General features: G+C 39.6%; 19 protein-coding genes and 5 tRNA genes. 7 read left to right on the top strand and 17 right to left on the bottom strand.

Going from position 1 to position 20,538, the window contains the following annotated elements; genetic code table 11:
• Positions 1–247 precede the first annotated feature (247 nt).
• Genes dnaA through thrB form a run of 3 tightly spaced genes read right to left on the bottom strand, consistent with a single transcriptional unit; the run spans position 248 to position 3,547 of the window.
• Entirely contained in the window at positions 248–1,600 is a 1,353-nt protein-coding gene (gene dnaA / locus QOL23_RS05010; RefSeq protein WP_345782580.1) for a chromosomal replication initiator protein DnaA, read from the bottom strand.
• Positions 1,569–2,660 (bottom strand): glycosyltransferase family 4 protein, encoded by a 1,092-nt coding sequence (locus QOL23_RS05005; RefSeq protein ID WP_283400493.1) that lies wholly within the window; start codon positions 2,658–2,660, stop codon positions 1,569–1,571. Before QOL23_RS05005 ends, dnaA begins: the two co-directional genes overlap by 32 nt.
• A complete protein-coding gene (thrB, locus tag QOL23_RS05000) occupies positions 2,657–3,547 on the bottom strand; it encodes a homoserine kinase (protein ID WP_283400492.1) in 891 nt (296 codons plus the stop codon). The genes QOL23_RS05005 and thrB overlap by 4 nt, the downstream gene beginning before the upstream one ends.
• Before the next feature lie 137 nt (positions 3,548–3,684).
• Between thrB and QOL23_RS04995 the strand changes: the two genes are divergently transcribed.
• Positions 3,685–5,688, top strand: a complete 2,004-nt coding sequence (locus QOL23_RS04995; RefSeq protein WP_283400491.1) for an EAL domain-containing protein — start codon at positions 3,685–3,687, stop codon at positions 5,686–5,688.
• Here QOL23_RS04995 and QOL23_RS04990 read toward each other — a convergent pair.
• The 7 genes from QOL23_RS04990 to ispE form a co-directional block, all read right to left on the bottom strand.
• A complete protein-coding gene (locus QOL23_RS04990) occupies positions 5,653–6,756 on the bottom strand; it encodes a glycosyltransferase (RefSeq protein ID WP_283400490.1) in 1,104 nt (367 codons plus the stop codon). The two genes, QOL23_RS04995 and QOL23_RS04990, sit on opposite strands and share 36 nt — an antisense overlap.
• A 21-nt stretch (positions 6,757–6,777) precedes the next feature.
• Positions 6,778–6,852 (bottom strand) — tRNA-Cys (locus QOL23_RS04985).
• Between the two features lie 4 nt (positions 6,853–6,856).
• Positions 6,857–6,932 (bottom strand) — tRNA-Gly (locus tag QOL23_RS04980).
• 6 nt (positions 6,933–6,938) lie between these two features.
• A tRNA-Leu gene (locus tag QOL23_RS04975) sits at positions 6,939–7,024 on the bottom strand.
• Positions 7,025–7,036: 12 nt separating this feature from the next.
• Positions 7,037–7,112: transfer RNA gene (locus QOL23_RS04970), tRNA-His, on the bottom strand.
• Positions 7,113–7,124: 12 nt separating this feature from the next.
• Positions 7,125–7,199, bottom strand: a tRNA-Gln gene (locus QOL23_RS04965).
• Position 7,200: 1 nt separating this feature from the next.
• The gene (gene ispE / locus QOL23_RS04960) at positions 7,201–8,100 is read right to left on the bottom strand and encodes a 4-(cytidine 5'-diphospho)-2-C-methyl-D-erythritol kinase (protein ID WP_283400489.1); all 900 of its coding nucleotides are present in this window, start codon (positions 8,098–8,100) and stop codon (positions 7,201–7,203) included.
• On the opposite strand from ispE, the gene QOL23_RS04955 reads away from it, so the two are divergent.
• The 4 genes from QOL23_RS04955 to QOL23_RS04940 are packed head-to-tail and all read left to right on the top strand — an operon-like array spanning position 8,074 to position 11,227.
• Positions 8,074–9,123, top strand: coding sequence for a polysaccharide deacetylase family protein (locus QOL23_RS04955; protein ID WP_283400488.1), 1,050 nt, complete (start codon positions 8,074–8,076; stop codon positions 9,121–9,123). The genes ispE and QOL23_RS04955 overlap by 27 nt on opposite strands.
• Positions 9,120–9,881, top strand: coding sequence for a glycosyltransferase family 2 protein (locus tag QOL23_RS04950; RefSeq protein WP_283400487.1), 762 nt, complete (start codon positions 9,120–9,122; stop codon positions 9,879–9,881). The genes QOL23_RS04955 and QOL23_RS04950 overlap by 4 nt, the downstream gene beginning before the upstream one ends.
• Positions 9,856–10,911, top strand: a complete 1,056-nt coding sequence (locus QOL23_RS04945; protein ID WP_283400486.1) for a glycosyltransferase — start codon at positions 9,856–9,858, stop codon at positions 10,909–10,911. The genes QOL23_RS04950 and QOL23_RS04945 overlap by 26 nt, the downstream gene beginning before the upstream one ends.
• Positions 10,835–11,227 carry a hypothetical protein gene (locus QOL23_RS04940; protein WP_283400485.1) on the top strand — a complete coding sequence of 131 codons (393 nt, stop codon included), beginning with the start codon at positions 10,835–10,837 and terminating at the stop codon, positions 11,225–11,227. The genes QOL23_RS04945 and QOL23_RS04940 overlap by 77 nt, the downstream gene beginning before the upstream one ends.
• Here the strand turns inward: QOL23_RS04940 and smpB are convergent.
• From smpB to QOL23_RS04905, 7 genes are all read right to left on the bottom strand, one after another.
• The gene (gene smpB, locus QOL23_RS04935) at positions 11,224–11,682 is read right to left on the bottom strand and encodes an SsrA-binding protein SmpB (RefSeq protein ID WP_283400484.1); all 459 of its coding nucleotides are present in this window, start codon (positions 11,680–11,682) and stop codon (positions 11,224–11,226) included. The two genes, QOL23_RS04940 and smpB, sit on opposite strands and share 4 nt — an antisense overlap.
• Positions 11,658–12,674 (bottom strand): 30S ribosomal protein S1, encoded by a 1,017-nt coding sequence (locus QOL23_RS04930; protein WP_283400483.1) that lies wholly within the window; start codon positions 12,672–12,674, stop codon positions 11,658–11,660. The genes smpB and QOL23_RS04930 overlap by 25 nt, the downstream gene beginning before the upstream one ends.
• A complete protein-coding gene (gene ispH / locus QOL23_RS04925; RefSeq protein ID WP_283400482.1) occupies positions 12,625–13,527 on the bottom strand; it encodes a 4-hydroxy-3-methylbut-2-enyl diphosphate reductase in 903 nt (300 codons plus the stop codon). Before ispH ends, QOL23_RS04930 begins: the two co-directional genes overlap by 50 nt.
• Complete coding sequence (locus QOL23_RS04920; protein ID WP_283400481.1) at positions 13,508–14,164, bottom strand: lysophospholipid acyltransferase family protein; 657 nt, start codon at positions 14,162–14,164, stop codon at positions 13,508–13,510. Before QOL23_RS04920 ends, ispH begins: the two co-directional genes overlap by 20 nt.
• A 48-nt stretch (positions 14,165–14,212) precedes the next feature.
• Positions 14,213–15,223: an outer membrane beta-barrel protein gene (locus tag QOL23_RS04915; protein WP_283400480.1), complete on the bottom strand. Its 1,011-nt coding sequence runs from the start codon at positions 15,221–15,223 to the stop codon at positions 14,213–14,215.
• A 63-nt stretch (positions 15,224–15,286) separates the two neighbouring features.
• A complete protein-coding gene (locus QOL23_RS04910) occupies positions 15,287–16,567 on the bottom strand; it encodes an ammonium transporter (RefSeq protein ID WP_283400479.1) in 1,281 nt (426 codons plus the stop codon).
• Between the two features lie 11 nt (positions 16,568–16,578).
• Positions 16,579–16,917, bottom strand: coding sequence for a P-II family nitrogen regulator (locus tag QOL23_RS04905; RefSeq protein WP_283400478.1), 339 nt, complete (start codon positions 16,915–16,917; stop codon positions 16,579–16,581).
• 261 nt (positions 16,918–17,178) lie between these two features.
• Between QOL23_RS04905 and QOL23_RS04900 the strand changes: the two genes are divergently transcribed.
• Entirely contained in the window at positions 17,179–18,768 is a 1,590-nt protein-coding gene (locus QOL23_RS04900) for a hypothetical protein (protein WP_283400477.1), read from the top strand.
• 167 nt (positions 18,769–18,935) lie between these two features.
• A complete protein-coding gene (locus tag QOL23_RS04895; RefSeq protein WP_283400476.1) occupies positions 18,936–20,471 on the top strand; it encodes a hypothetical protein in 1,536 nt (511 codons plus the stop codon).
• Positions 20,472–20,538: the final 67 nt, after the last annotated feature.

Below are 20,538 nucleotides of genomic sequence, written 5' to 3'. Positions count from 1 at the left end.
TTTAATTAGTAGTAATAGTAAAATGCATCAAATTTGTGCAAAAGCTTTTAAGTCGTTTAATTCTATAAAAATTTTTTTGAGGTGTGTGGAAAAGGGTGTGGATAAGTATGTGGATAAGTACTAAGTTTTCCACAATTCAGTACGGTATCTGTGGATAATTTACGAGCAATTTTTGTTTTCCACATCTATAAAACTTTTCCACAACGTTATCCACAAGAGTTATCCACAACACCTGTGGATAAGTAGTTTAGGTTCTTGAAATAATGGCGTTTAGCCGCTCTTCAAGCTCAAGGATTATCTGGTTCAGTTCCTGGTTTGTTTCTCTCAGGTCTTCAATTTTTGAAACGGCGTGCATTACAGTTGTGTGGTCGTTTCTGTTGAACGCTGCAGCGATTTTTGGGAACGAGTAGTTACCGACTTTTCTTGCTAAATACATAGCTACCTGGCGGGCTAACGCTATCTGCTTTTTTCGTGAAGAACTTTCTATCTGTTCTATGGTAACGTCAAACTTCTTGCAGACTAATTCTTTTATTTCATCTATTGGGAGGTCGGAGCGGGTGGGATTTTCCACTTTAACAGAGCTGTCTATGCTGAACATATCTCTAACTAACTCTTCGTCTATTGGTCTTCCTTCCAAACTTGCTTTTGCCTTTAGCTTTATAAGTGCACCTTCAAGCTGTCTTATGTTGGATTTAATAATTGTGGCTATGAGTTTTAGAACGTTATCATCTACGTCTATCCCTTCAGCTTCAGCCTTCCTTCTCAAAATAGCTATTCTCGTTTCAAAGTCCGGCGGTTGAATGTCTGCTATAAGTCCCCATTCAAACCTACTTCTGAGCCTGTCTGTTAACGTTGGAATGTCTTTTGGGGGTCTATCGCTGGTTAAAACTATCTGTTTTCCTGCATCGTATAGGGCGTTGAACGTGTGGAAAAACTCAATCTGCGTTCTGTCTTTGCCGCTTATGAATTGAATATCGTCTACCAAAAGAACGTCAACGGTTCTGTATTTCTCTCTGAATTGAACCATTCTGTCGTTTCTTAAGGCATCTATGAGTTCGTTCATGAAGCTTTCTGTAGTTACGTAAACTACGGTTTTTGATGGCATCATTCTTTTTATGAAGTTTCCAATTGCCTGCATAAGGTGTGTTTTTCCAAGTCCCACGCCTCCGTAAATAAACAGAGGGTTGTAGGACCTTCCAGGGTTTTCTGCTACAGCCATAGCTGCTGCGTGAGCAAACTGGTTGCTGGAACCAACTACAAAGTTTTCAAAGGTGTATCGTGGATTGAGGTTACTTTCTATTTCTTTCTTTTTCGGTAAGCCTTTAAAAAGGTTAAGTTCTGGTTGTAAGGGTTTGTGAGCTTCTTCCGGTAGTAGGATTTCAACGTCAACGTATTTTCTAAACTCTTTTGCTGCTATCTCTTTTATGAGGGGGAGGTAGTGCTTTTCAAGGTATTCCTTTACGATTCTATCTTTTGCTTTAAGTTTAAGGGTGTTTGATTCAAGAGAGACAACTTTTAAGTCCTGAAACCAGGTTTTGAATAGCTGGGGTTTGATTTCTTTTTTGATTTCATTTAAGCACTTCTCCCACAATGCTTCTATCACCTACTACCTCCCCATACACCTTGATGTATGCATCTACCATTCTATCAACTGTGAAGTTATCCACAACCTTTTGGTAAGCGTTTGAAACTATTTTGCTTTTGAGTTCTTTATCGTCTAAAAGCCTTAAAATTGCGTGCGCCAATTTTACAGGATTACGGCGCGGAACTAAAAGACCGGTTCTTTCGTTTTCTACAATTTCTTTTGCGCCGCCGGCGTCTGTTGCTATTACGGGGACCTTTAGTAGCATTGCGTTTAGAATTGAACCGCTGAAGCCTTCATTATCTGAAGGTAGGACGAAAACGTCTAACGCTTTTATGTAGTTGTTTATGTCTCTTTTGAATCCTTCAAAGAAAAAGTTGTTTTGTAAACCCAATTTTTTGACTAAGTTTTCCAGTTCACCTTTTAGGTGTCCTTCACCGAACACTACAAAAATGACATCTTTCCTTTTTTCTGTAACGATTTTTGCTGCTTCTATGAAGTTTGGAATATTTTTTTCGGGAGTGAGGGCGGCGGCGGTACCGATGATAGTTTTGCCTTTGTACTTATTTCGGAAAGAGTTTACAACGTTATTGTCTACGTTTCTTTCTATTTCTGTGGATGTTACTGAATGTATGACTTTCGTTTTTAGGTTAGTTAATTGTTCTTTTATTACTCTTTCAACTTTTTGTGAGACGCAGATAGTGATGTCTGTAAGTTTATACTTGTATTTTGTAAGGGGGTCTCTTTTTGGAGGAAAACTTACTCTTCTTGTATATACCACTTTTTTCTTGTGAAATGGCTTTGAAAAAGCGGCTAAAGTGTGGGCTTTTGCTGAATGGGCGTGTATTACGTCAAACTTTTTTCCGATAATTCCTAATCTTAGTATGTCTGTAGTCTGGTTTCCTTTTAGAGGAACTGTAGGAATTCCTTCCTCTTTACATCTCCTTTCTAATTCTTCTCCTTTTCTGCAGGCAACTGCCGTATCAATTCCTCTCTCTATTAGACCTTTTGCTAAGTAGAATAGTTGTTGTTCTCCTCCTCTCCAGCCTTTTTCGGTGTTGATGTGGAGGATTTTCACTCTTTTATCTCCGCTCCGTTTTCATCTACATCTAAGACCATGTATCTGGATTCTATTCCTAAAGCGTCAAAGACGCTTGTCATAGCCTTTCCTATTTCATCAAAGTTTTTATCTGCTATTGCACCTATGCAGCTGCCAGCTCCGGATAGATAGACGGCGTACGCACCTGCTCTGTACCCTTCTGATAGTACTTCCCAGAAGGAAGGAATCAGGTCACATCTATAGGGTTGATGTATTCTGTCCTTAACGGCTTCTTTTAGTAGTGAGTAGTCTTTCTTCTGGAGCGCTCCTAAGAGTAGTGCAACTCTTTGAATGTTGAAAATTACGTCTTTTCTTGGATACGTTTCTGGAAGAACCGAACGGGATTCTTCCGTTGAAAGGAATAGCTCAGGTACAACTATTATTATTTTTAATTCTTTGGGCCAATCCAATTTAAGATATGTTAAATCGCCGTTGGTGGCTGCTACTACAAATCCGCCTGTATATGCCGGTAGAACGTTGTCAGGGTGGGGTTCAAACTTAAAAGCTATGTCTATGACTTCTGGTAGTGAGAGCTCCTTTCCACTTATCTTTTGAGCTGCTAAGATACCGCCTACGATTGCCGTTGCGGAACTTCCCAACCCTCTTCCTAAAGGAATTCTGTTTATCTGTTTTACTTTTATAGGTTGGTTTTTTCCTAAATATTCCATCGTACTTCTGTAAGCTCTTATGAACAGGTTCTTTTCGTCAGTTGGTAGTTCCTCTTCTCCTTCCCCTTTAATTTCTGCTGAGTAGAAGTCTGCTGGTTCTACTATAAAATCGTTGTAAAGTTTTAAAGCTAAACCTAACGCATCAAATCCTGCTCCTAAGTTACTTGTGGAGGCTGGAACGGAAACTGTAAATTTCATAACTTACCTCTGCGTTTTTTTGCTAATTCTACCTGAAAAGTTCTCGTGGGAAAATCGGCTTGAAAAGGATTATATTGATACAATATTTTAAGCGCTAATTTAAAACGTATTAACATTATAAAGTGAGGGGAATTTCCTTGCAGCTGTTTGTTAAAAAGGTTTTAGAAGATGAGAGGATTTTGAGGTTTGTTATAACTCTTCAGGAAGCTTTCACTGCAGTTGTTCCTTACATTTTGCTTACTTACGTGATATTCTTTGCTTATTTCCTTCTGGACTATTTCGGGATAGAAATTCGTCTGCTCAGTACTCTTTCTGACGTTTTGGAGAGGTTTCTACCTGTAGCTATAGCTGCTTCTATCAGCTACTTCTTTGCTGTTAGGCTTAAGGTTAGTCAGATAATGGCGGTTTTTCTCTCTCTTGCCGTTCTACTTACCGTTTGGACTGTTGAGGCTACTAACCAGTTTATACTTCCCAAAGGAGCTACTCCGGGAGTTTTGATAGTTCCGTTTATATCCACCTACTTCCTTAAAAAATTGTATCCTTATCTTTCCCTAAGATTGAAAGAAGAAGATGGAAATTTTCATATCTACAGACTTGTTAACTATTTGCTTGTTTTTGTTGGTGCATTTGCCGTTTCGCTGATTTTATATCTTCCTTTGAGCTTTTATATTAATTCGGTGGAAAGCTTTATCCGTAACGGGAGCTGGATAGAAAAGGTTCCTTCTGTTCTCCTGTTAGCCTTTAGGGATTTCGTAATCCAGTTTTTCTGGTTTTTTGGAATTCACGGTAGTCATATAGCTTTCTCTATTTTTGGAGCGGAGCCGTTTTTAAAAGAGATTTTTCCTGGTTTGAAGGCTATAGAGTTTCATAGGATGTTTGTAAATGTGGGAGGGGATGGTTTAGGGCTTCCTATGGCTATTGCTTTTTTATTTGCATTGAGGGATAAACCTTTTAGAACGATAGTTAGAGTTTCCTTCCCGTTTACGTTTTTTAACATAAATACGTTGCTTATTTACTCTGTTATCGTTTTAAATCGTTTCTTTTTGATTCCTTTTATTTTTCTTCCTCTTTTTAACCTTTTTGCTGCATATGCGTTTTTGTCCATTTTTCCTGTTCACTTTACCAATTTTACGGTTGTATGGACAACGCCGCCCTTTCTGGATGCATATCTGAAGACTGGTGGAAATTTAGGAGTGGTTGCTTTTCAGGTTTTGCTTGTTTGTTTTGATTCCGTTGTTTATTACCGTTTTGCTAAGAAGTTTTCAGAGCAAGTTTTTCTCCTTTCAAGCAAAAAGGTATTAGAGAAGAATCTTGAAATTGGGGAGGAGATTCAGTCTCAGGAAGGTATTTTAGCTTATAAGGCGCAGAGGGAAATTATTTTAGCCCAGTCAAGACTTAATGAGTTGGTTCGTTCTTTGAATGCGGAGACGTTGAGGATTTTTTACCAACCAAAAGTTGACGTTAGGGAAGGTAGTTGTAGTAAGTTTGAGGCGTTGTTAAGGTTTAGACAGGGAAATAGATGGGTAGGTCCGGTTTTTTTATGTATGATTGAGCAAGCTGGACTTGCTCCTATTGTAGATGTCTGGGTTTGTAAGCAAGTAAAGAAGGATATTGAAACCTTGGAAAGAGAAGGTTTGAACCTTGAAATTAGCGTTAATTTACATCCAGATACTATTAGGAACAAGGATGCCATAAGGAGAGTGGTTTCTATTTTAGAAGGAAAAAACGTTGTGTTTGAGATAGTTGAGAGAAGTTTTCTTTATGGTTCTATTGCTGAGGAAAACGTTAAAAGTCTTAAAGATGCAGGTTTTAAAATTTCCATAGATGATTTTGGAACAGGTTATTCCAGCTTTGAAATTATTACTAAGTTTGATATTGATGAGATAAAACTTGATAAATCGTTAATTGATATAGTGGATACTCCAAGGGGGTTAGCTGTTTGTAAACACGTTACTAAGATGTGTCATGATATTGGTTGTGATGTAGTGGCGGAAGGTGTAGAGACCAGGAAGCAGTTTATGATAGTTAAACGTATAGGTGTTGATTACGTTCAGGGATTCTTTTTCTCCAGAGCTGTTCCATTTGAGGAAATGAAGGAATTATGTTTAAGAGGTTTTGATACTACTATAGAAATCTCGTAGTTTAAGTACGTAGTTTTGGATTGTGTACTGATGCGCTATTTTTTTTGCTTCCTTTGAAAAGTTTTCTCTTAATTTTTTGTCTTTTATCAGTTCAAGGATGCCATTTGCTATAGATTGAGGTGTTGTGTCTGTTATTACTGAACACTGGTTGGCTATTTCTGCAGATGGGACGTTTTTTGATATTACTGCTGGTAGTCCACAGTACATTGCTTCCAGGTGCGCTATTCCAAATCCTTCTACTTTAGAAGGTAAAACGAAAATATCGCTAATTTTCATATATTTTATCGGGTTAGGGTCAAATCCGGTAAAGATAACGTTGTTAAGTTTTTGAGCTCTTGCATAATTCTGTAGTTTTTTCTCTAATTTTCCGCCTCCTACTATGATTAAGTAAAAGTTTTGATGTTTAGTGTTTATTATTTTTACTGCTTTCAACAGAGATTCTACGTTTTTATTTTCCGTTAATCTTCCTACAAATAAGGCTACTGTGGCATTTTCTGGAATATTAAGGTCTTTTCTGTTCAGTTTCTCTTTTTTAAGTTCGTTTATTCTTTCAGGAATTATGAAATTGTATAGCGTTATTGCTGGTTTATTTAGGGGATTGTATAACGGGTTAACAGAGTTTTTAACAGCTTGTGATACGTATATAAATCCGTGAAGAAAAGGATTGAGGAGTTTATATTTAAAAATTCGTTTCTTTCCTCCAATAAAGTGAAAATTATGAATATGTGAAATTCTTTTGATAGGTAAATTAAAAGAAGAAAGGCTGCCTATAAATTCACTGGGATATCCGTTGAAGTGAATGATGTCTGGCTTAAAGGATTTAACGATTCTTCTAAACTTAGGATATAGAGAAAAGCTTGAAGTTTTTATTTTTTTATCTTCGTTTGAAAGAATAAATACATCAGAGTTATTTTCTACTTCTTCAGTAAAGCCTGATTTTCTCTTTAATACTAATATTCCCGGTGTTATTCCATAATCAGGATTGGATTTTAAGAATTTATACAAGTCTACAACGAGCCTTTCTATTCCCCCTATTCCTAAAGATACACAGGAAAAGAGAACTTTCATTGGTTATCCTTGGCATTTTAATGGAGGCGGCGGGCGGAATCGAACCGCCGAATAAGGGATTTGCAGTCCCCTGCCTTACCACTTGGCTACGCCGCCTTAATGGAGCGGGCGACGGGACTTGAACCCGCGACCCCAACCTTGGCAAGGTTGTGCTCTACCAACTGAGCTACGCCCGCCCTTTATGGTGCGGGAGGTGGGAGTCGAACCCACACGCCACGAGGGCACTGGATCCTAAGTCCAGCGCGTCTGCCAGTTCCGCCACTCCCGCCTGGCGGATTAGTGGGGTGGGAGACGGGACTTGAACCCGCGACCGCCGGGGCCACAACCCGGCGCTCCACCAACTGAGCTACTCCCACCATAATAATAAATGGCTGGGGCGGCAGGATTCGAACCTGCGAATGGCGGATCCAAAGTCCGCTGCCTTACCGCTTGGCTACGCCCCAGCTATATTGCAGAGAGAAATTTAAACCACCAATGCTTATTTTTCAAGAGGTCTGTGTTTAAATCTCCTGTATCTATGGAGAATACGCAGGAACCACTTCCACTCATTAAGCTCTTTTCTATTCCCAATTCTTTGAGTTCTTCTTTGATTTTTAAAACTTTTTTTACACAATCACTTTCGGATTTTTCAAGGTCGTTCACGAGATTTTCCTTTAATTCTTCAAAATTGCCGTTTATTAGAGGTGAGATTATTAGCCTTTCTGCGTCTTCTACGGATATTTCCCTCTTTATTTGGAGAAGTTTCTGATAGACTTCTGCAGTTGAGCAGGAAAAATAGGGGTATATTAGTAGTATTTTAAAGTTAGCAGGGGAGTAGAATTTTAGTTTCTCACCGCGTCCCCAGGCTATTGCCAGTCCACCTCTTATAAAAAACGGAACGTCACTGCCTAAGTTTTCTGCAAGCTCAAACAATTCTTCTTTAGATAGTGGATTGCCGTATAGGGTGTTTAGTGCTTTAAGGGTGTTAGCTGCGTTTGAACTTCCGCCACCTAATCCGGCGCCTATGGGTATATTTTTTTCTAACTTTATTTTAACTTTAGGGTTTATGCCTGTTTTTTCTCTGAACAGTCTGCACGCTTTTATTATTAAGTTGCTGCTTCCTAAAGGGAGAGTTTGGTTTCCTTCTATGTGAAGTTCTAATCTATCTGATGGTAAAAAGTAGAGGACGTCGTATAGATTTATAGTGTGCATTACGGTGATAAGCTCGTGATATCCGTCTTTTCTTTTGCCTTTTATCCAGAGAGATAGATTAATCTTTGCTGGTGATGGTATTATCAGTTTCATAATTAAGGGATTATAGCTGAAAAGGGGTTTTAAATGAAAGATGTCGTTTTCTTTCTGCATAGGGTTTATCCAGACGGAAAGAAGAAAAGAGACGATATTTCTCTTGATAGTTTTGTTAAGGCTTTGAAGCTAATAAAAAGCAGGTTTAAGGTTGTTCCGCTTCAGGCTCTTTTTGAAGAGAAGAGTAAGGAGAGAAGGGCAGCTATAACGTTTGACGATGGTTATACCGATAATTTTGTTTACGCGTATCCTGTTTTGAAGAAGATGAAAATCCCCGCCCACCTCTTCCTCTCATCCAGCAGAATTAGAAAAAGCGGCGTCAGAAAAACTCTTTTTGACTACTGGAACGGCAACGCTTCTTTTTCTGAACTCTGTCAGCCCGTCTCAATGTATTTTGCCCACGAGGACTTCATAAAGAACGGCAGTTCTGAGGAATTTCTATCCTGGGAAGAGTTAGAAAAAATGAAAGACGTTTTTTCCTACGGCGCACACGGCGTTAATCACTTTTCCTATCCTTATTCTTCAGAGATAAAGGATTTCTTCTCTGGAGAGAAGGTTCCCTGGCAGCTCTACCTTTACCACAACCCGCCCTTTGTCGGTCAGCCTATTTTTCCTACCCGCAGCGCTTTAGATGTTAAAAGGTTTCTTCCTTCTAAGGAACTGTTAGACTTTTGCAAGAATTTCAAAAAAGAGGGAAACTGGAAAGAGTCGCTGCGCTCGGAGATTGAAAAAAGGGGCATTAATCTGGGCGAGTTTGAAACGGAAGAAAACGCCAGAGTTAGAATTAGAGATGAAATGCTGAAAAGTAAAAGAGATATAGAAAGTAATTTAGGAATAAAAGTTAACACCTTTGCCTGGCCCTTCGGACACTATTCGGAATTCAGCAAGCCGATAGCTGCGGAGGTTTTTGACTATGTCTTCACGATAAAGAAAGGATTTATTACGGAAAGTAGCGACCCGAAAGAACTGCCGAGAGTTTCAATTGGAAAGGATTTATTTACCCTCATCGGAAGGCTTATTACTTTTTCCACCGATTTAGGTTTTAAGGTTTACAGAACTTTCAAGCGGGGTAAGGTGCTTTGAAGCTTTCTGTCGGGATAATCACAAAAGATTCTGAAAGGAAGTTAGGAGAAGTTCTTGAAAGCGTGAAAGGTATAGCAGACGAAATTGTTGTTCTTGACAGCGGTTCAACAGATAAAACCGTAGAGATAGCAAAGTCTTTCGGCGCAAAAGTTTTCTACAGAGAATTTGACAATTTCGTAAATCAGAAAAACCACCTTCTAAACCTTTGCAGCGGTGAGTGGATTCTTTTTATAGATGACGATGAGGTAGTTTCAAAGGAACTTGCCAACTCTATAAAAAGAGCTGTTTCAAGCAGAGAGTATGACGGCTTTTACGTTAACGTTTTGACTAATTACTTGGGAAGATGGATAAAGCACGCCTGGTATCCTGACTGGCACCTAAGGTTAGCTAAAAGAGAAAAGGCGCGCTGGGTAGGAAGCGGAGTTCACGAAAGTTTGAAGGTTGAAGGAAAGGTGGGATATTTAAAAGGCGACCTGCTTCACTACTCTTATCCTTCTGTTTCCTACCACCTGAAAAAGATAGACCTTTACACTACTCTTTTTGCCGAAAACGCCTTTAAAAAAGGTAAGCGCTTTTCTCTGGTGAAGCTTCTTTTTTCCCCTTTTGGTGCTTTTGTTAGGCGGTATGTTTTGAAGGGGGGATTTTTGGACGGGTTTGAAGGGTTTGTTTTGAGCGTTATGGCTTTCTACTATACCTTTTTAAAGTATTTGAAGCTGTGGGAAGTGGAGAAAAATGAAAAGAACGCTAATCGTTCTTGACGAACTCTGGGACAGCGCCCTTACCGATTTAGGAATAAAAGTAGCTTCCGTTTGCAGCGGCGAGGTTGCCTGCGCAGTTGTAAAAGGCTCTGCTGCCCACCGAAAGTGTCTTGAAAAAGGCATTAAACTCTATTTCATTGAAAATCCCCGCAAAACCCTTCCCTTCAAGCCGTTTCTTTCACTTAAAAAAGCCGTTTCATCTTTTAAACCTGACGTTGTTCTCACCATACGCGGTGATGAGATGCTCTTTGCTTCCCTTTTGAAGAAAAGTTTTAAATTTCGCTTGTACAGGCTTCATGGAGAGGCTAAAGGCATAAAAAACAACGCTCTTAACAGATACCTACACCGCAAATTTGTTGATGGGGTTATTCTCTCTTCAAGAAAACTTCTAAACGAAGTTGTTTCTGAAGTAAGGAAAGTTTTTATCCCCGGTGCCGTTGACACGGACAAATTTAACTTTTCTAAAGAGGGAAAAGATAGAATCCGCAGGGAACTTGGCATTGGCGATGAGATACTTTTAGGAATTATCGGACGTTTAGACACTGTTAAAGGGCATGACCTATTTTTAAAATCCCTTGCTGCTTTAAAGAAAGAATTGCCCGTTAAAGGATTGATAATAGGCGAAGAAAAAAATGTAAAGCTGTACGATTTAAAGAATTTAGCTAAGAAATTAGGCATTGAAAATGACGTTACCTTTATAACAGAAAGAGTTTCTTCTATTAGCGATTACATGTCTGCCTGTGATGTTGGAGTTGTTTCTTCAAAAGGTTCAGAGATGATAGCGAGAGTTCCTTTAGAGTTTATGAGCTGCGGAACACCCGTTGTTGCGACTAACGTTGGAGTTCTGCCAGAAGTGGTAAACTCAAAAACAGGAGTTTGCGTGGAAGCTTTTGCCGAATCAATTGCAGAAGGCGTGAGAAGATTGGTTAGAGAAAGAATGTGGGAGAGTAGAGATGAAATTAGAAAAGAGGTTTGTTTTAGGTTTTCTCTTGACGCTCTTGGCAGGACTGTTAACGATTTTCTCGTTTAGCTGTGCTACCTGTAAAGATGATTGCACCATAACCTATCCTGCTGCCCTTATTGCCAACCATCCAGACGGCTTTTACGGTTACTACGTAAAGTTAGTGGGAATTTTGACCTATAAAAAGGTGCAGGACCAGTTTCCACCCTTTGCTGCCGACGATCCGCTTTTATGCGATAAGTCTGGCTGTATATACGTTCACGACGATACGGAAGACTTGGGTAAATTTATAGGAAAGAAGGTAAGAGTTTTAGGATACGTTTCCATCAGCAGATTTTACTTTCCCTACATTGATGTCGTAAAAATAGAGCCGGTTAAGGATTAGCGGTAAAACTTCATTGCCTTTTGGGCTTCCCTTTCCAACTCTCTTCTCTTTATCGCTTCTCTCTTATCGTATTTCCTTTTTCCTTTTACCAGGGCGATTTCTACCTTTGCCTTTCCTCTCTTGTTAAAGTAAATGCGCAAGGGGACTATCGTTAATCCTTTTTCCTGCACCTTACCCATCAGCCTTTTTATTTCTCTTTTGTGGAGTAAGAGTTTTCTTTTCCTCGTTGGCTCGTGGTTGAAAAGGTTTCCGTGGGAGTAGGGAGCTATGTAGGAGTTAAAGAGGAACGCCTCGCCGTTTTCTATTCTGACGAAAGAATCCCTTATGTTTGCTTTTCCTTCCCTGAGAGACTTTACTTCTGTTCCTTTTAGTTCTATTCCTGCTTCATATTTTTCTAAAATCTCGTAGTCAAAGTAAGCTTTTTTGTTCTTTATTTCTGGGGATTTTCCTGCCATTTCAGCACTACTCTCCTCTTTTCTTTATCTATCGTGTCCACGATAAATTTATACCTGTGGTGGTATTTTAGCTTTACACCTTTTGGTAGTGCTGTGGCAGGAATGTATCCTGCAACGTCTCCAGGTAGTTCTATCCAGTAGCCTTTTTTGTCCTCTTTTGCTACTGTTCCTTCAACTTCCATTCCCGGCTTGAACAGTTCTTCTATCTTTTCCCAGGGGTCTTCCTTAACGTCTTTCAGACTTAGAACCAACCTTTCTTTGTCGTGTTCTATCTTCTTGATTTTCACCTTTATTCTATCGCCTATCTTTGCCACATCAAAGGGCGTTTTTAAGCCAGACCAAGAAATATCCGTTTTGTGAACCAGTCCATCAACGCCGTCAACGTCAACGAAGATGCCAAAATCAACGATATTTTTAACAGTTCCTTCTACGATGTCCCCTTCTTTTAATTTCTTTATCGTTTCTTTTCTCTTTTTAGCCCTTTCCTCTTCTAACAGTTTTCTTCTTGAAATGACGATGCTCTTTCTTTTTCTGTCAACCGAAAGAACTTTAGCTTCTATTTCTCTATCAAGCCAGTCGTCAGGTTTCGTCACAGGCATTATGTCAACCTGTGACATGGGCAGAAATACGGTTATGCCTTCTTCTATTTGAACCTTATATCCGCCCCTTACCCTTTGTCTTATTCTTCCCCTTACTATTCCTTTCTTTTCTATTTCATCTGCCAACTGTTGCCACTCTTTCAGTGAGCGGGCGCAGTTTACCGAGAGTAGAGCGTAACCTTCTTCGGTTTCTGGTTCAACAACGCAGACGTCTATCTTCTCGCCAATTTGGGGTTTGTATCCTAACTCTTTTATTGGAACAACCCCCTCCGATTTCCAGCCAAAGTCTATGAACGCTTCTCTGTCTGTTACTTTTACTACCGTTCCGGTAATTACCTCGTTTTTAAGCCGGTTGAAACTCTCTTCTAACAGTTTTGCGAATTCCCCTTCCACTTAACTCTCCCCCTTCTGCGATATCTAAAAGGTAATTAACTACCTTTTCTATTACCCACTGGGGCGTTGAGGCACCAGCTGTAATTCCAACTTTCTTTGCGTTTTTGAACCAGTCTTTATCTATTTCTTCCTCCGACTCTACGTGAAAGCTGTTTTCGTTTACCGTTTTTGATATCTGGTACAGCTTTGTAGTATTTGAGCTGTTTTTCCCTCCTACTATCAGCATAACGTCAACGTTTTTGGCTAATTCTTTTGCCTCTTTCTGTCTTATGTAAGTTGCGTTACAAATAGTATTATAAATCTTTATATCTTTAACTTTCAATAAAAGTGTGGAAATTGCCTCTTTGAAAAAGTTTATGTTGAGAGTAGTTTGGCAGACCACACCTAATCTGGAAAAAGAGGGGAGTTTTTCTATTTCGGAGAGGGTGGAGGCGATGAGGGGATTTTTGACGTGACCTGCTATACCTTTTACTTCAGGGTGGTTTGGATTTCCTAATATCAATACTGGGTAATTTTCTCTTTCAAGTTTCATAGCTTTTTCGTGAACGTCTTTAACGAATGGGCAGGTGGCGTCAACTATCTTGAGTTTTTTCTTCTTCAAGTTTTCTATCACAGAAGGGGCAACTCCGTGAGAGCGTATTATTATTGATTCACCTTCAGGAATTTTTTCAAAATCCTCCACAAACACCATTCCCATAGATTTAAGCCTTTCTATTTCCAATCTATTATGTATAAGTTCTCCCAAGCAGAAGACTTTCCCAGATTTTGACGTTTTCAGAGACTCTACTGCCATCTTTACAGCTCTCTTGACGCCCCAGCAAAAGCCTGCGCTTTTAGCCACTACTATTTCCACCCTTTAGCTCCTTTATCTTTTCCATGAGTAAGTCTGCTGCTTTCTGGTAATTTTCTTTTCTATCCTCTAAATCTATGGTAAAAGGTTTGCCAAATCTAATGGTTACTTTTGGAATTCCGGCAAAGAACTTTTCCTTTCCTATCAGTTTCTCACTTCCTTCTATTAAGCAGGGAACTATTGGAGCTTTTGCCTTTAAAGCCACTAAACCTGCTCCCCATTTAGCTTTTAGGAATTTTCCTGCAGGTGCTCTCTGTCCTTCTGGAAATATGCATACCAATTCGCCTTTATCTAAAATCTCAAGAGCCGTTTTTAGAGCCGTTAGGTCTGCCTTTCCCCTCTTTACAGGAAACCCGTTTCCCCAATGTTTTATCAGTGAAGAAAGAATAGGCATTTCAAAGAGTTCCGCCTTTGCCATAAAAAAAACAGGTCTTTTCTTTACCGCATATGCAACTAACGGTGGGTCAAGGTAACTCCTGTGGTTAGAAACTAAAAGAACTTTGCCTTCATCGGGAACGTTTTCTCTTCCTTCAACTTTTAATCTGCACAGTCCCGCAATAGCTCTTGCTACTGTATTTAGCCAGACCCAATAAGCTTTTGTTCTTTTTACCCATGGGTATCTTTTAGTTAAGCTTTCCATAGAATAATTCTATCAAACGAAAAGGGAGGGTGCCCGAAGGCACCAAAGTTAAAACATAAACAGGAGCTGGAAGGAGGCAGTTCCTTTATGGTTAGAACCGTTAAATGCAGTATTGTCGCTACTATAAGCGTAAGAGTATTCAATTCGTATCTTAGAATTATACGATAATTTCCAGGTGGGTGTTAAGGTAACCGAATAGGTAGGTTTGCTGAAGCCGTAAATTCCGGAGTTGTTCGTATCCTTTACGTATTCTACTCTTAGGGGAATGGACAGTTTTCCAAATGTAGGAATGATGTAAGCAGCGATTCCGTAACCCTTTTTATCGTTATCCTTGTCAAGCCACTGATAATCTCCATTTATGGCGAAGGTGAAATTTTTATATTCAGTTGATAGCGTAAAGTCAATTAGGTTTTTGTAGTTTGCGTAGTCAAAGTAGGTAACCGTATAGCCAATTCCATCAACGCTTCCTATAGAACCTACTGCAAAGGCGTGGTTTTCAGGATTTCCGTTAAGCTCTTTACCTTTATCGTATTCGGCGTACAGAGAAAAGTTTTCTGAAGCGGAATATGTGACCCTTGCACCCTTGTAAATAAAGGGTTGGCTGTTCCATACAAAACCGTAAACTATGTTTGGATTCAAATAAGTGGCTGCTAATTCATATCCTACGTTTGTAGGTAGTAAACCTGCTTCTACTTTGAAGTTTTTAAACGGAGAGGTATATAAAAATCCCCACACTATCCCCGTCTTTTCGCCGATTACAGCAGTATTGTCGTTATTAGCACTTGAAAGTACTGTAGGTTCTGTAATCGTTCCAAGACCAAAATCTGCTCCGGAAATTCCGTCTGTTGCCTCTAAATTTAAGATAGCATCGGATAGTTTCAGGTCGTTTGAGGAACTTCCGTCGGTTTTAGCTCTCGTTTCAAAGAATTCAGTTGTAGTTATTCCACCTTTTACGTTTAGTTTAACGTTCTGCATCTTCAATTCTGCCGACATAGATGTAGAATATGATACTGTTGCTAATATGATTGATGTTAAAATAGCTTTCGCACCTTTTCTCACGCTTCACCTCCTGTTCTCTTTTCTTCTGCTTTTTAAGGGGAGGGGAGGACCCCTCCCGCTCTCTTACAGGTTAAACCCTTTCTCTCCGTGAACTGCAGAATCAAGACCTTCTATTTCTTCTTCTTCGCTTACTCTTGCACCTCCTGTTATTAGGGAAGAAACGAAGAACACAACTGCAGTCATAATTCCAGAGTAGATAAGCGTTGCTAAAACAGCTTTTACCTGAATCCATAATTGAGGTAAGTTTCCTTCAAGAACTCCTGCTGTTCCGCCGATTGACTTAACTGCGAATATACCTGTAGCTATTGCACCCCATATACCGCAGAGACCATGAACGCCAAAAGCATCTAAAGAGTCATCGTATCCCAACTTCTGTTTTAGAACGAATACTCCGAAGTAACCTACAAGCCCTGCAATTAAGCCTATGATTAAAGCTCCTGTTACGTTTACAAATCCTGCTGCTGGCGTTATAGCTACAAGTCCTGCAACTGCACCTGAAGCAGCGCCTAAAAGCGTTGGTTTTTTATGAGTAATCCATTCGGTTACCATCCAAGAAACGGCTGCAATTGCAGCTGCCACGTTCGTTACAAGCAGAGCTAAGGAAGCAGAACCGTTAGCCGCTAAAGCTGAACCGGCGTTAAATCCAAACCATCCAAACCAGAGTAGCGCTGAACCTAAAACGGTTAAGACTACAGATGAAGGAAAGAAAGCTGCTTTCCCGTAATTTCTTCGTTTCCCTAAGAGAAGTGCCATTACGAGACCTGCAATACCAGCATTGATGTGAACTACCGTTCCACCGGCAAAGTCAAGAGCGCCATCGTTTGCTAAGAAACCTCCACCCCATACCCAGTGAGCTATTGGTGAATAGACGAGCGTTGCCCAAAGAACAGAGAATATTAACCAAGTTGAAAACTTCATCCTTTCAATAACAGAACCGCTTGCAAGTGCTACCGTAATAGCTGCGAACGTCCCCTGAAACGCTACAAAGAGGTATTCGGGAATTGTTCCGCTTAAAGTGTCGGGCTTTATTCCGTTTAAAAAGAGTTTTTGAAGGTTACCTACTATTCCGTGAACGTCTGTTCCGAACGCCAGTGTATAACCCCATAGCACCCATATGACAGAAACGATACAGTAAGCTAAAAAGCTCATTCCTATAGTGTTAAGAATGTTTTTGCTCCTTGACATTCCTCCATAGAAGAGAGCAAGACCTGCCGGCGTCATGAGCATTACTAAAGCTGTTGATATGAGCATCCAGGCGGTGTCTCCGCTGTTAAGTCCTGAAGAAGCGAAAGCGGTTGAGGGTATTAGTAAAGCTGTTATAAAAGGCATAAGTCGTTTTTTCATAGCGTCCTCCTTTATAGTGCTTCTTCCCCTCTTTCTCCCGTTCTGATTCTTATGGCGTCTTCCACAGGAATAACGAAGATTTTTCCGTCTCCGATTTTTCCTGTTCTTGCAGATGTGGCTATTGTTTCAATGACCTTTTCTGCCATACTGTCGGGGACGATAACTTCTATTTTGATTTTGGGGATGAAGTCAATTACGTATTCGGCGCCTCTGTAGAGTTCGGTGTGTCCTTTCTGTCTTCCGAATCCTTTAACTTCCGATACGGTAAGACCGGAAACGCCCAATTCTGAAAGGGCGTCTTTCACCTCTTCCAACTTGAACGGTTTGATGATTGCTTCGATTTTCTTCATGACGCCTCCTGAGAATGGGTTTTTATTTAGTTAAGCAAGAGGCGTGCCAGTTTTAAAGTTTAATTCCGTAAATGTTTATTTATTTTGAATGAACAAAAATAGTGTAGAAATCGGACAGAATGCACAGTTTTTGTGCAGAAATTATTCAAATTGTTTATTGAAATTTATTTTTTATTGATTAACTTAAAAAAATAATAATTGACAAAAATTGATTATAAACTTAAAATCAGGATAGAGCCTGATAATTTTATGGAGGGGGAAATGCGATTTAATCGATTGTTTTCTGCTCTGGTTTTAGGTGTTTTCGTTTCAGGTTGCGGCGGTATTTCGGGAAATGTTTCTCAGAACAGTTCCACTTCTCAGTTGACAGGCGTTATCTACGATGCTTTTATCAAAGGTCTTTATGTTTGTCCTTCAGGTGTTGACCCTTCTTCATCTCAATGTAATGTTACGGATGGAACCGGGAAGTATAGCGTGAAAGGTAGTGAGATGAAGTTAGATCTCTATTTACCGGTGGGAAATAATTTTATCTATCTTGGTTCTATACCGGCTGATAAATCAAGTGGTAACGTTGTGCGTCCAACGGATCTTTATTTTGATGGTGAACTGAATAAGACCATGGGGCTTGATCTGGGATTGTATCTGGAAACGCTGGCTGCTTATTGCACGAATAGTTCGACTTATCTATCCTGGGATTTGTCTGGCATTGATGCGGAAAGATGCAGTGGTTTTGTTGGTTTTGATGATTTTGCAAAATTGGAGCAGGAAAAAGGTGGAAATAAGGTAGTTTACTGTCTGTCACAATCCTACGGAAATGGCACTGCTTTTAAGGAGTGTCTTGATAACGCTACGGTTAGTGTTAACGATTCTATGGTTGATGACTTCAGGAGTTTTAAAGAGAAGCAACTTTATGAAAGCAATCCTGAACTTATTATGCAACAGTTGTCTGCGTTTTCTATTTTTTACAGTCCTCATACTTTTAAAGGGAAACTACGAGGACAGGATTTTGAGATAACCTTAACCCCGACTGAAGTGAATGGTCTGGAAGTAGAAGGGAATTATTCCGATTCATTTGAAAATGGAACTTACAAGCTATTTTATCCTCTTGATGATTCTACAGGTGTTGCTTATGCCTATCCGGTGCTTTTGTTGAACAATAAGTATTTTATACTTATGAACGAGATTTCGCCGAAAGGTTTTCTGGGCGTTTATGCCGATGTTGGCGCTTACAGTTTTTCGTATATAAACGTTTCGCTGGACGGTATTGAAATTCCTTATAATGGTTCTAATGCTACAGATATGGTTAAGCTGATGAATGAAGGGACAAGTTACTATTTCTCTTCATATCAGACAAATTCCTGGTATCAAACTGTTTTGCCGTTTAATGGGACGGGGACGTTTAATAGCATGACGATTACAATGTATAACAATAACTGGAGTATTAATCTCTCTAACGCAGCTGGTGATATACAGGTGGAGAATGGAAAAGTTATTTTCAGTAGCGGAGAAAATAGCGCCACTGTTTATTCGCCTCAAAATACGCGTGCATCTCTATCTAACTGGAACTTTACGTTTACTCTTACTCCTATGTTTGCCTATCAGGTTGATTGTTCAGATAAACTTGCTGCCGACGGTTTCTGTAAGGAGGGAGATGTTCTGCCGTTTCTGGTTGTTTGCAGGGGGATTTTTAATTTTGATTCGGTGTGGTTTATTCCACCTGATGAACAGTATTACCTGAATAACAGTATCTATGAAGGTTCTCTAATGAGCACTTCAGTTTTTATTCCCTTTGATTACTTCCAGGAACCCCAAAAAATCAGTGAACCCATGGCTTTTAAGAAAGAGAGTTAATCGTTTCATTTTGCCTCCTGCATGAGCGGGAGGCAAAATTCCTGTTTTTTGGATAGGGATTTTCTCCGGCTTCTCTTTGCCAGAAATACTTTAATGACTGAAATCATCTTGAAATTTTTTTATAAGATAAATATTATTAGTTTAGGTAAACAATTTTGGAGGGGAAGATGTCTCTGCGTTCTAAATTGTTCCTGGCGTCTTTATCTTTCCTTCTTCTGGGTTGTGGAGTATCTAATAACGTATCGCAGAACTCATCAGCTTCAGGGGTAATTTACGATGCTTTTATCAAAGGTGTTTACGTGTGCCCTGAAGGGTATTCGCCAGGCTCTTCGGCCTGTAGCATCACAAATGGTGCAGGTAAGTTTCTGATAAAGAACTATGACGGTAGTAATCTGGACGTTTACTTGCCTGCAGGTGATAAGTTTATCTATCTTGGAACTATTCCAGCGTCAAAGGTTGGTGGTGTTGTGCGTCCTACAGACCTTATTTTTGATGGAGAGGAAAACGAAACTATGGGGCTTGACCTCGGTTTGTATCTTGATACAGTTGCAGCTTACTGCACTATTTCTACGTTTCTAAGGTGGGATTTTTCAACGCTTAATACTACTGCCTGTGAGGATTTGTTGAGCTTTGATAGTTTCCCTGCGTTGGAGAAGGAGAAAGGTGGTGATAAGGTGGATCAATGTCTCTATGATCGTGTTTCTGGGAGTTATCCAGAGTTTGATAGCTGTGTGAATGATACCAGTGTTTTTGTTAGTTCTACTATTGTCAGTAATATGAGGGACATTAAGAGAAAACAATTGATGTATAGTGATCCGGAAACGGTGGCTGAACAGATGGATGCGTTTTCTATTTTTTATAAGTCTCATACTTTCAAAGGTAAAATGGGTGAACAGGATTTCGAATTGACTCTGATTCCTACACAGATTGACGGTTTCGCAATTGAAGGTAACTACACAGTTGTTCTGGGTAATGAAACGGAAAACGGCACTTACATTATCAACTATCCCATTAAAGAGGGAGATGGTATTGCAGGATATCCTGTTATTTTTATGGAGAGAAGCAGCATAATTATTAATAAACTTACCGATAAAGGTTTTGTGGGTGCTTCTTTTGATGATGGGGTTCACATTGTTAATCTTTCTCTTGACGGTTCACAGATTTCGTATCCTCCACTTGATGAGGATTCTTTAGAGTTTTATTTAGGTAAAGGGTTTGAGATGCATATAGGTGAGAATGGTAATAGTTTTTACGTCAGCGTTGAGAATTATGGTGGTTTACGTATATATATGTATACCGATTTAGGCACTTTGACGCTGTCAGGTAGCGGTTCAGATGTTACCATTAATAATGGGACTGTAACTGTTTCCAGTTATAATGTAACTGGTAGTTTGAATGGAGCGAGTTTTTCGGTTAACTCAATAACATTTTCTTTCAGCCCTGTGTTGATTTACGAAACGACCTGTTCTGGTCTTGAAACTGACTTTTGCATGGAAAATGAGACTATTCCTGATTTATCTGTAGGATACGGTAAACTCATCTTTGAAGGAGTGGATAACGCTACGATTCAACAATTAATCCAGAATATTAATGGGACGGAATATCTGAATACGATTGAGTTTCCTGACATAGATTTCTGGGATCCAAGCACTATGATAATGAGAACGCCTTCTTATTATATTCCTTCTTATTTTCCTACATAAAGATTACAAATTTAGAGTTTAACCTGTAATTATTGGCGCCTTCGGGCGCCTTTTTTAATGCTGGAGG

The sequence above is a fragment of the Desulfurobacterium pacificum genome, assembly GCF_900182835.1.
Lineage (GTDB): Bacteria > Aquificota > Aquificia > Desulfurobacteriales > Desulfurobacteriaceae > Desulfurobacterium_B > Desulfurobacterium_B pacificum.
The sequence above is the reverse complement of the archived record's forward strand: the minus strand, read 5'-3'. Positions and strand labels throughout refer to the sequence as shown.

Excerpts from the sequence above, each read along its gene's own strand:
- smpB (WP_283400484.1), bottom strand. The coding sequence starts at position 11,682 with ATGGCAGGAAAATCCCCAGAAATAAAGAACAAAAAAGCTTACTTTGAC.
- QOL23_RS04940 (WP_283400485.1), top strand. The coding sequence starts at position 10,835 with ATGAAATTAGAAAAGAGGTTTGTTTTAGGTTTTCTCTTGACGCTCTTG.
- QOL23_RS04945 (WP_283400486.1), top strand. The coding sequence starts at position 9,856 with ATGAAAAGAACGCTAATCGTTCTTGACGAACTCTGGGACAGCGCCCTT.
- QOL23_RS04900 (WP_283400477.1), top strand. The coding sequence starts at position 17,179 with ATGCGATTTAATCGATTGTTTTCTGCTCTGGTTTTAGGTGTTTTCGTT.
- QOL23_RS04905 (WP_283400478.1), bottom strand. The coding sequence starts at position 16,917 with ATGAAGAAAATCGAAGCAATCATCAAACCGTTCAAGTTGGAAGAGGTG.
- QOL23_RS04910 (WP_283400479.1), bottom strand. The coding sequence starts at position 16,567 with ATGAAAAAACGACTTATGCCTTTTATAACAGCTTTACTAATACCCTCA.
- ispE (WP_283400489.1), bottom strand. The coding sequence starts at position 8,100 with ATGCAGAAAGAAAACGACATCTTTCATTTAAAACCCCTTTTCAGCTAT.
- QOL23_RS04920 (WP_283400481.1), bottom strand. The coding sequence starts at position 14,164 with ATGGAAAGCTTAACTAAAAGATACCCATGGGTAAAAAGAACAAAAGCT.
- QOL23_RS04990 (WP_283400490.1), bottom strand. The coding sequence starts at position 6,756 with ATGAAAGTTCTCTTTTCCTGTGTATCTTTAGGAATAGGGGGAATAGAA.
- thrB (WP_283400492.1), bottom strand. The coding sequence starts at position 3,547 with ATGAAATTTACAGTTTCCGTTCCAGCCTCCACAAGTAACTTAGGAGCA.
- QOL23_RS04895 (WP_283400476.1), top strand. The coding sequence starts at position 18,936 with ATGTCTCTGCGTTCTAAATTGTTCCTGGCGTCTTTATCTTTCCTTCTT.
- QOL23_RS04955 (WP_283400488.1), top strand. The coding sequence starts at position 8,074 with ATGAAAGATGTCGTTTTCTTTCTGCATAGGGTTTATCCAGACGGAAAG.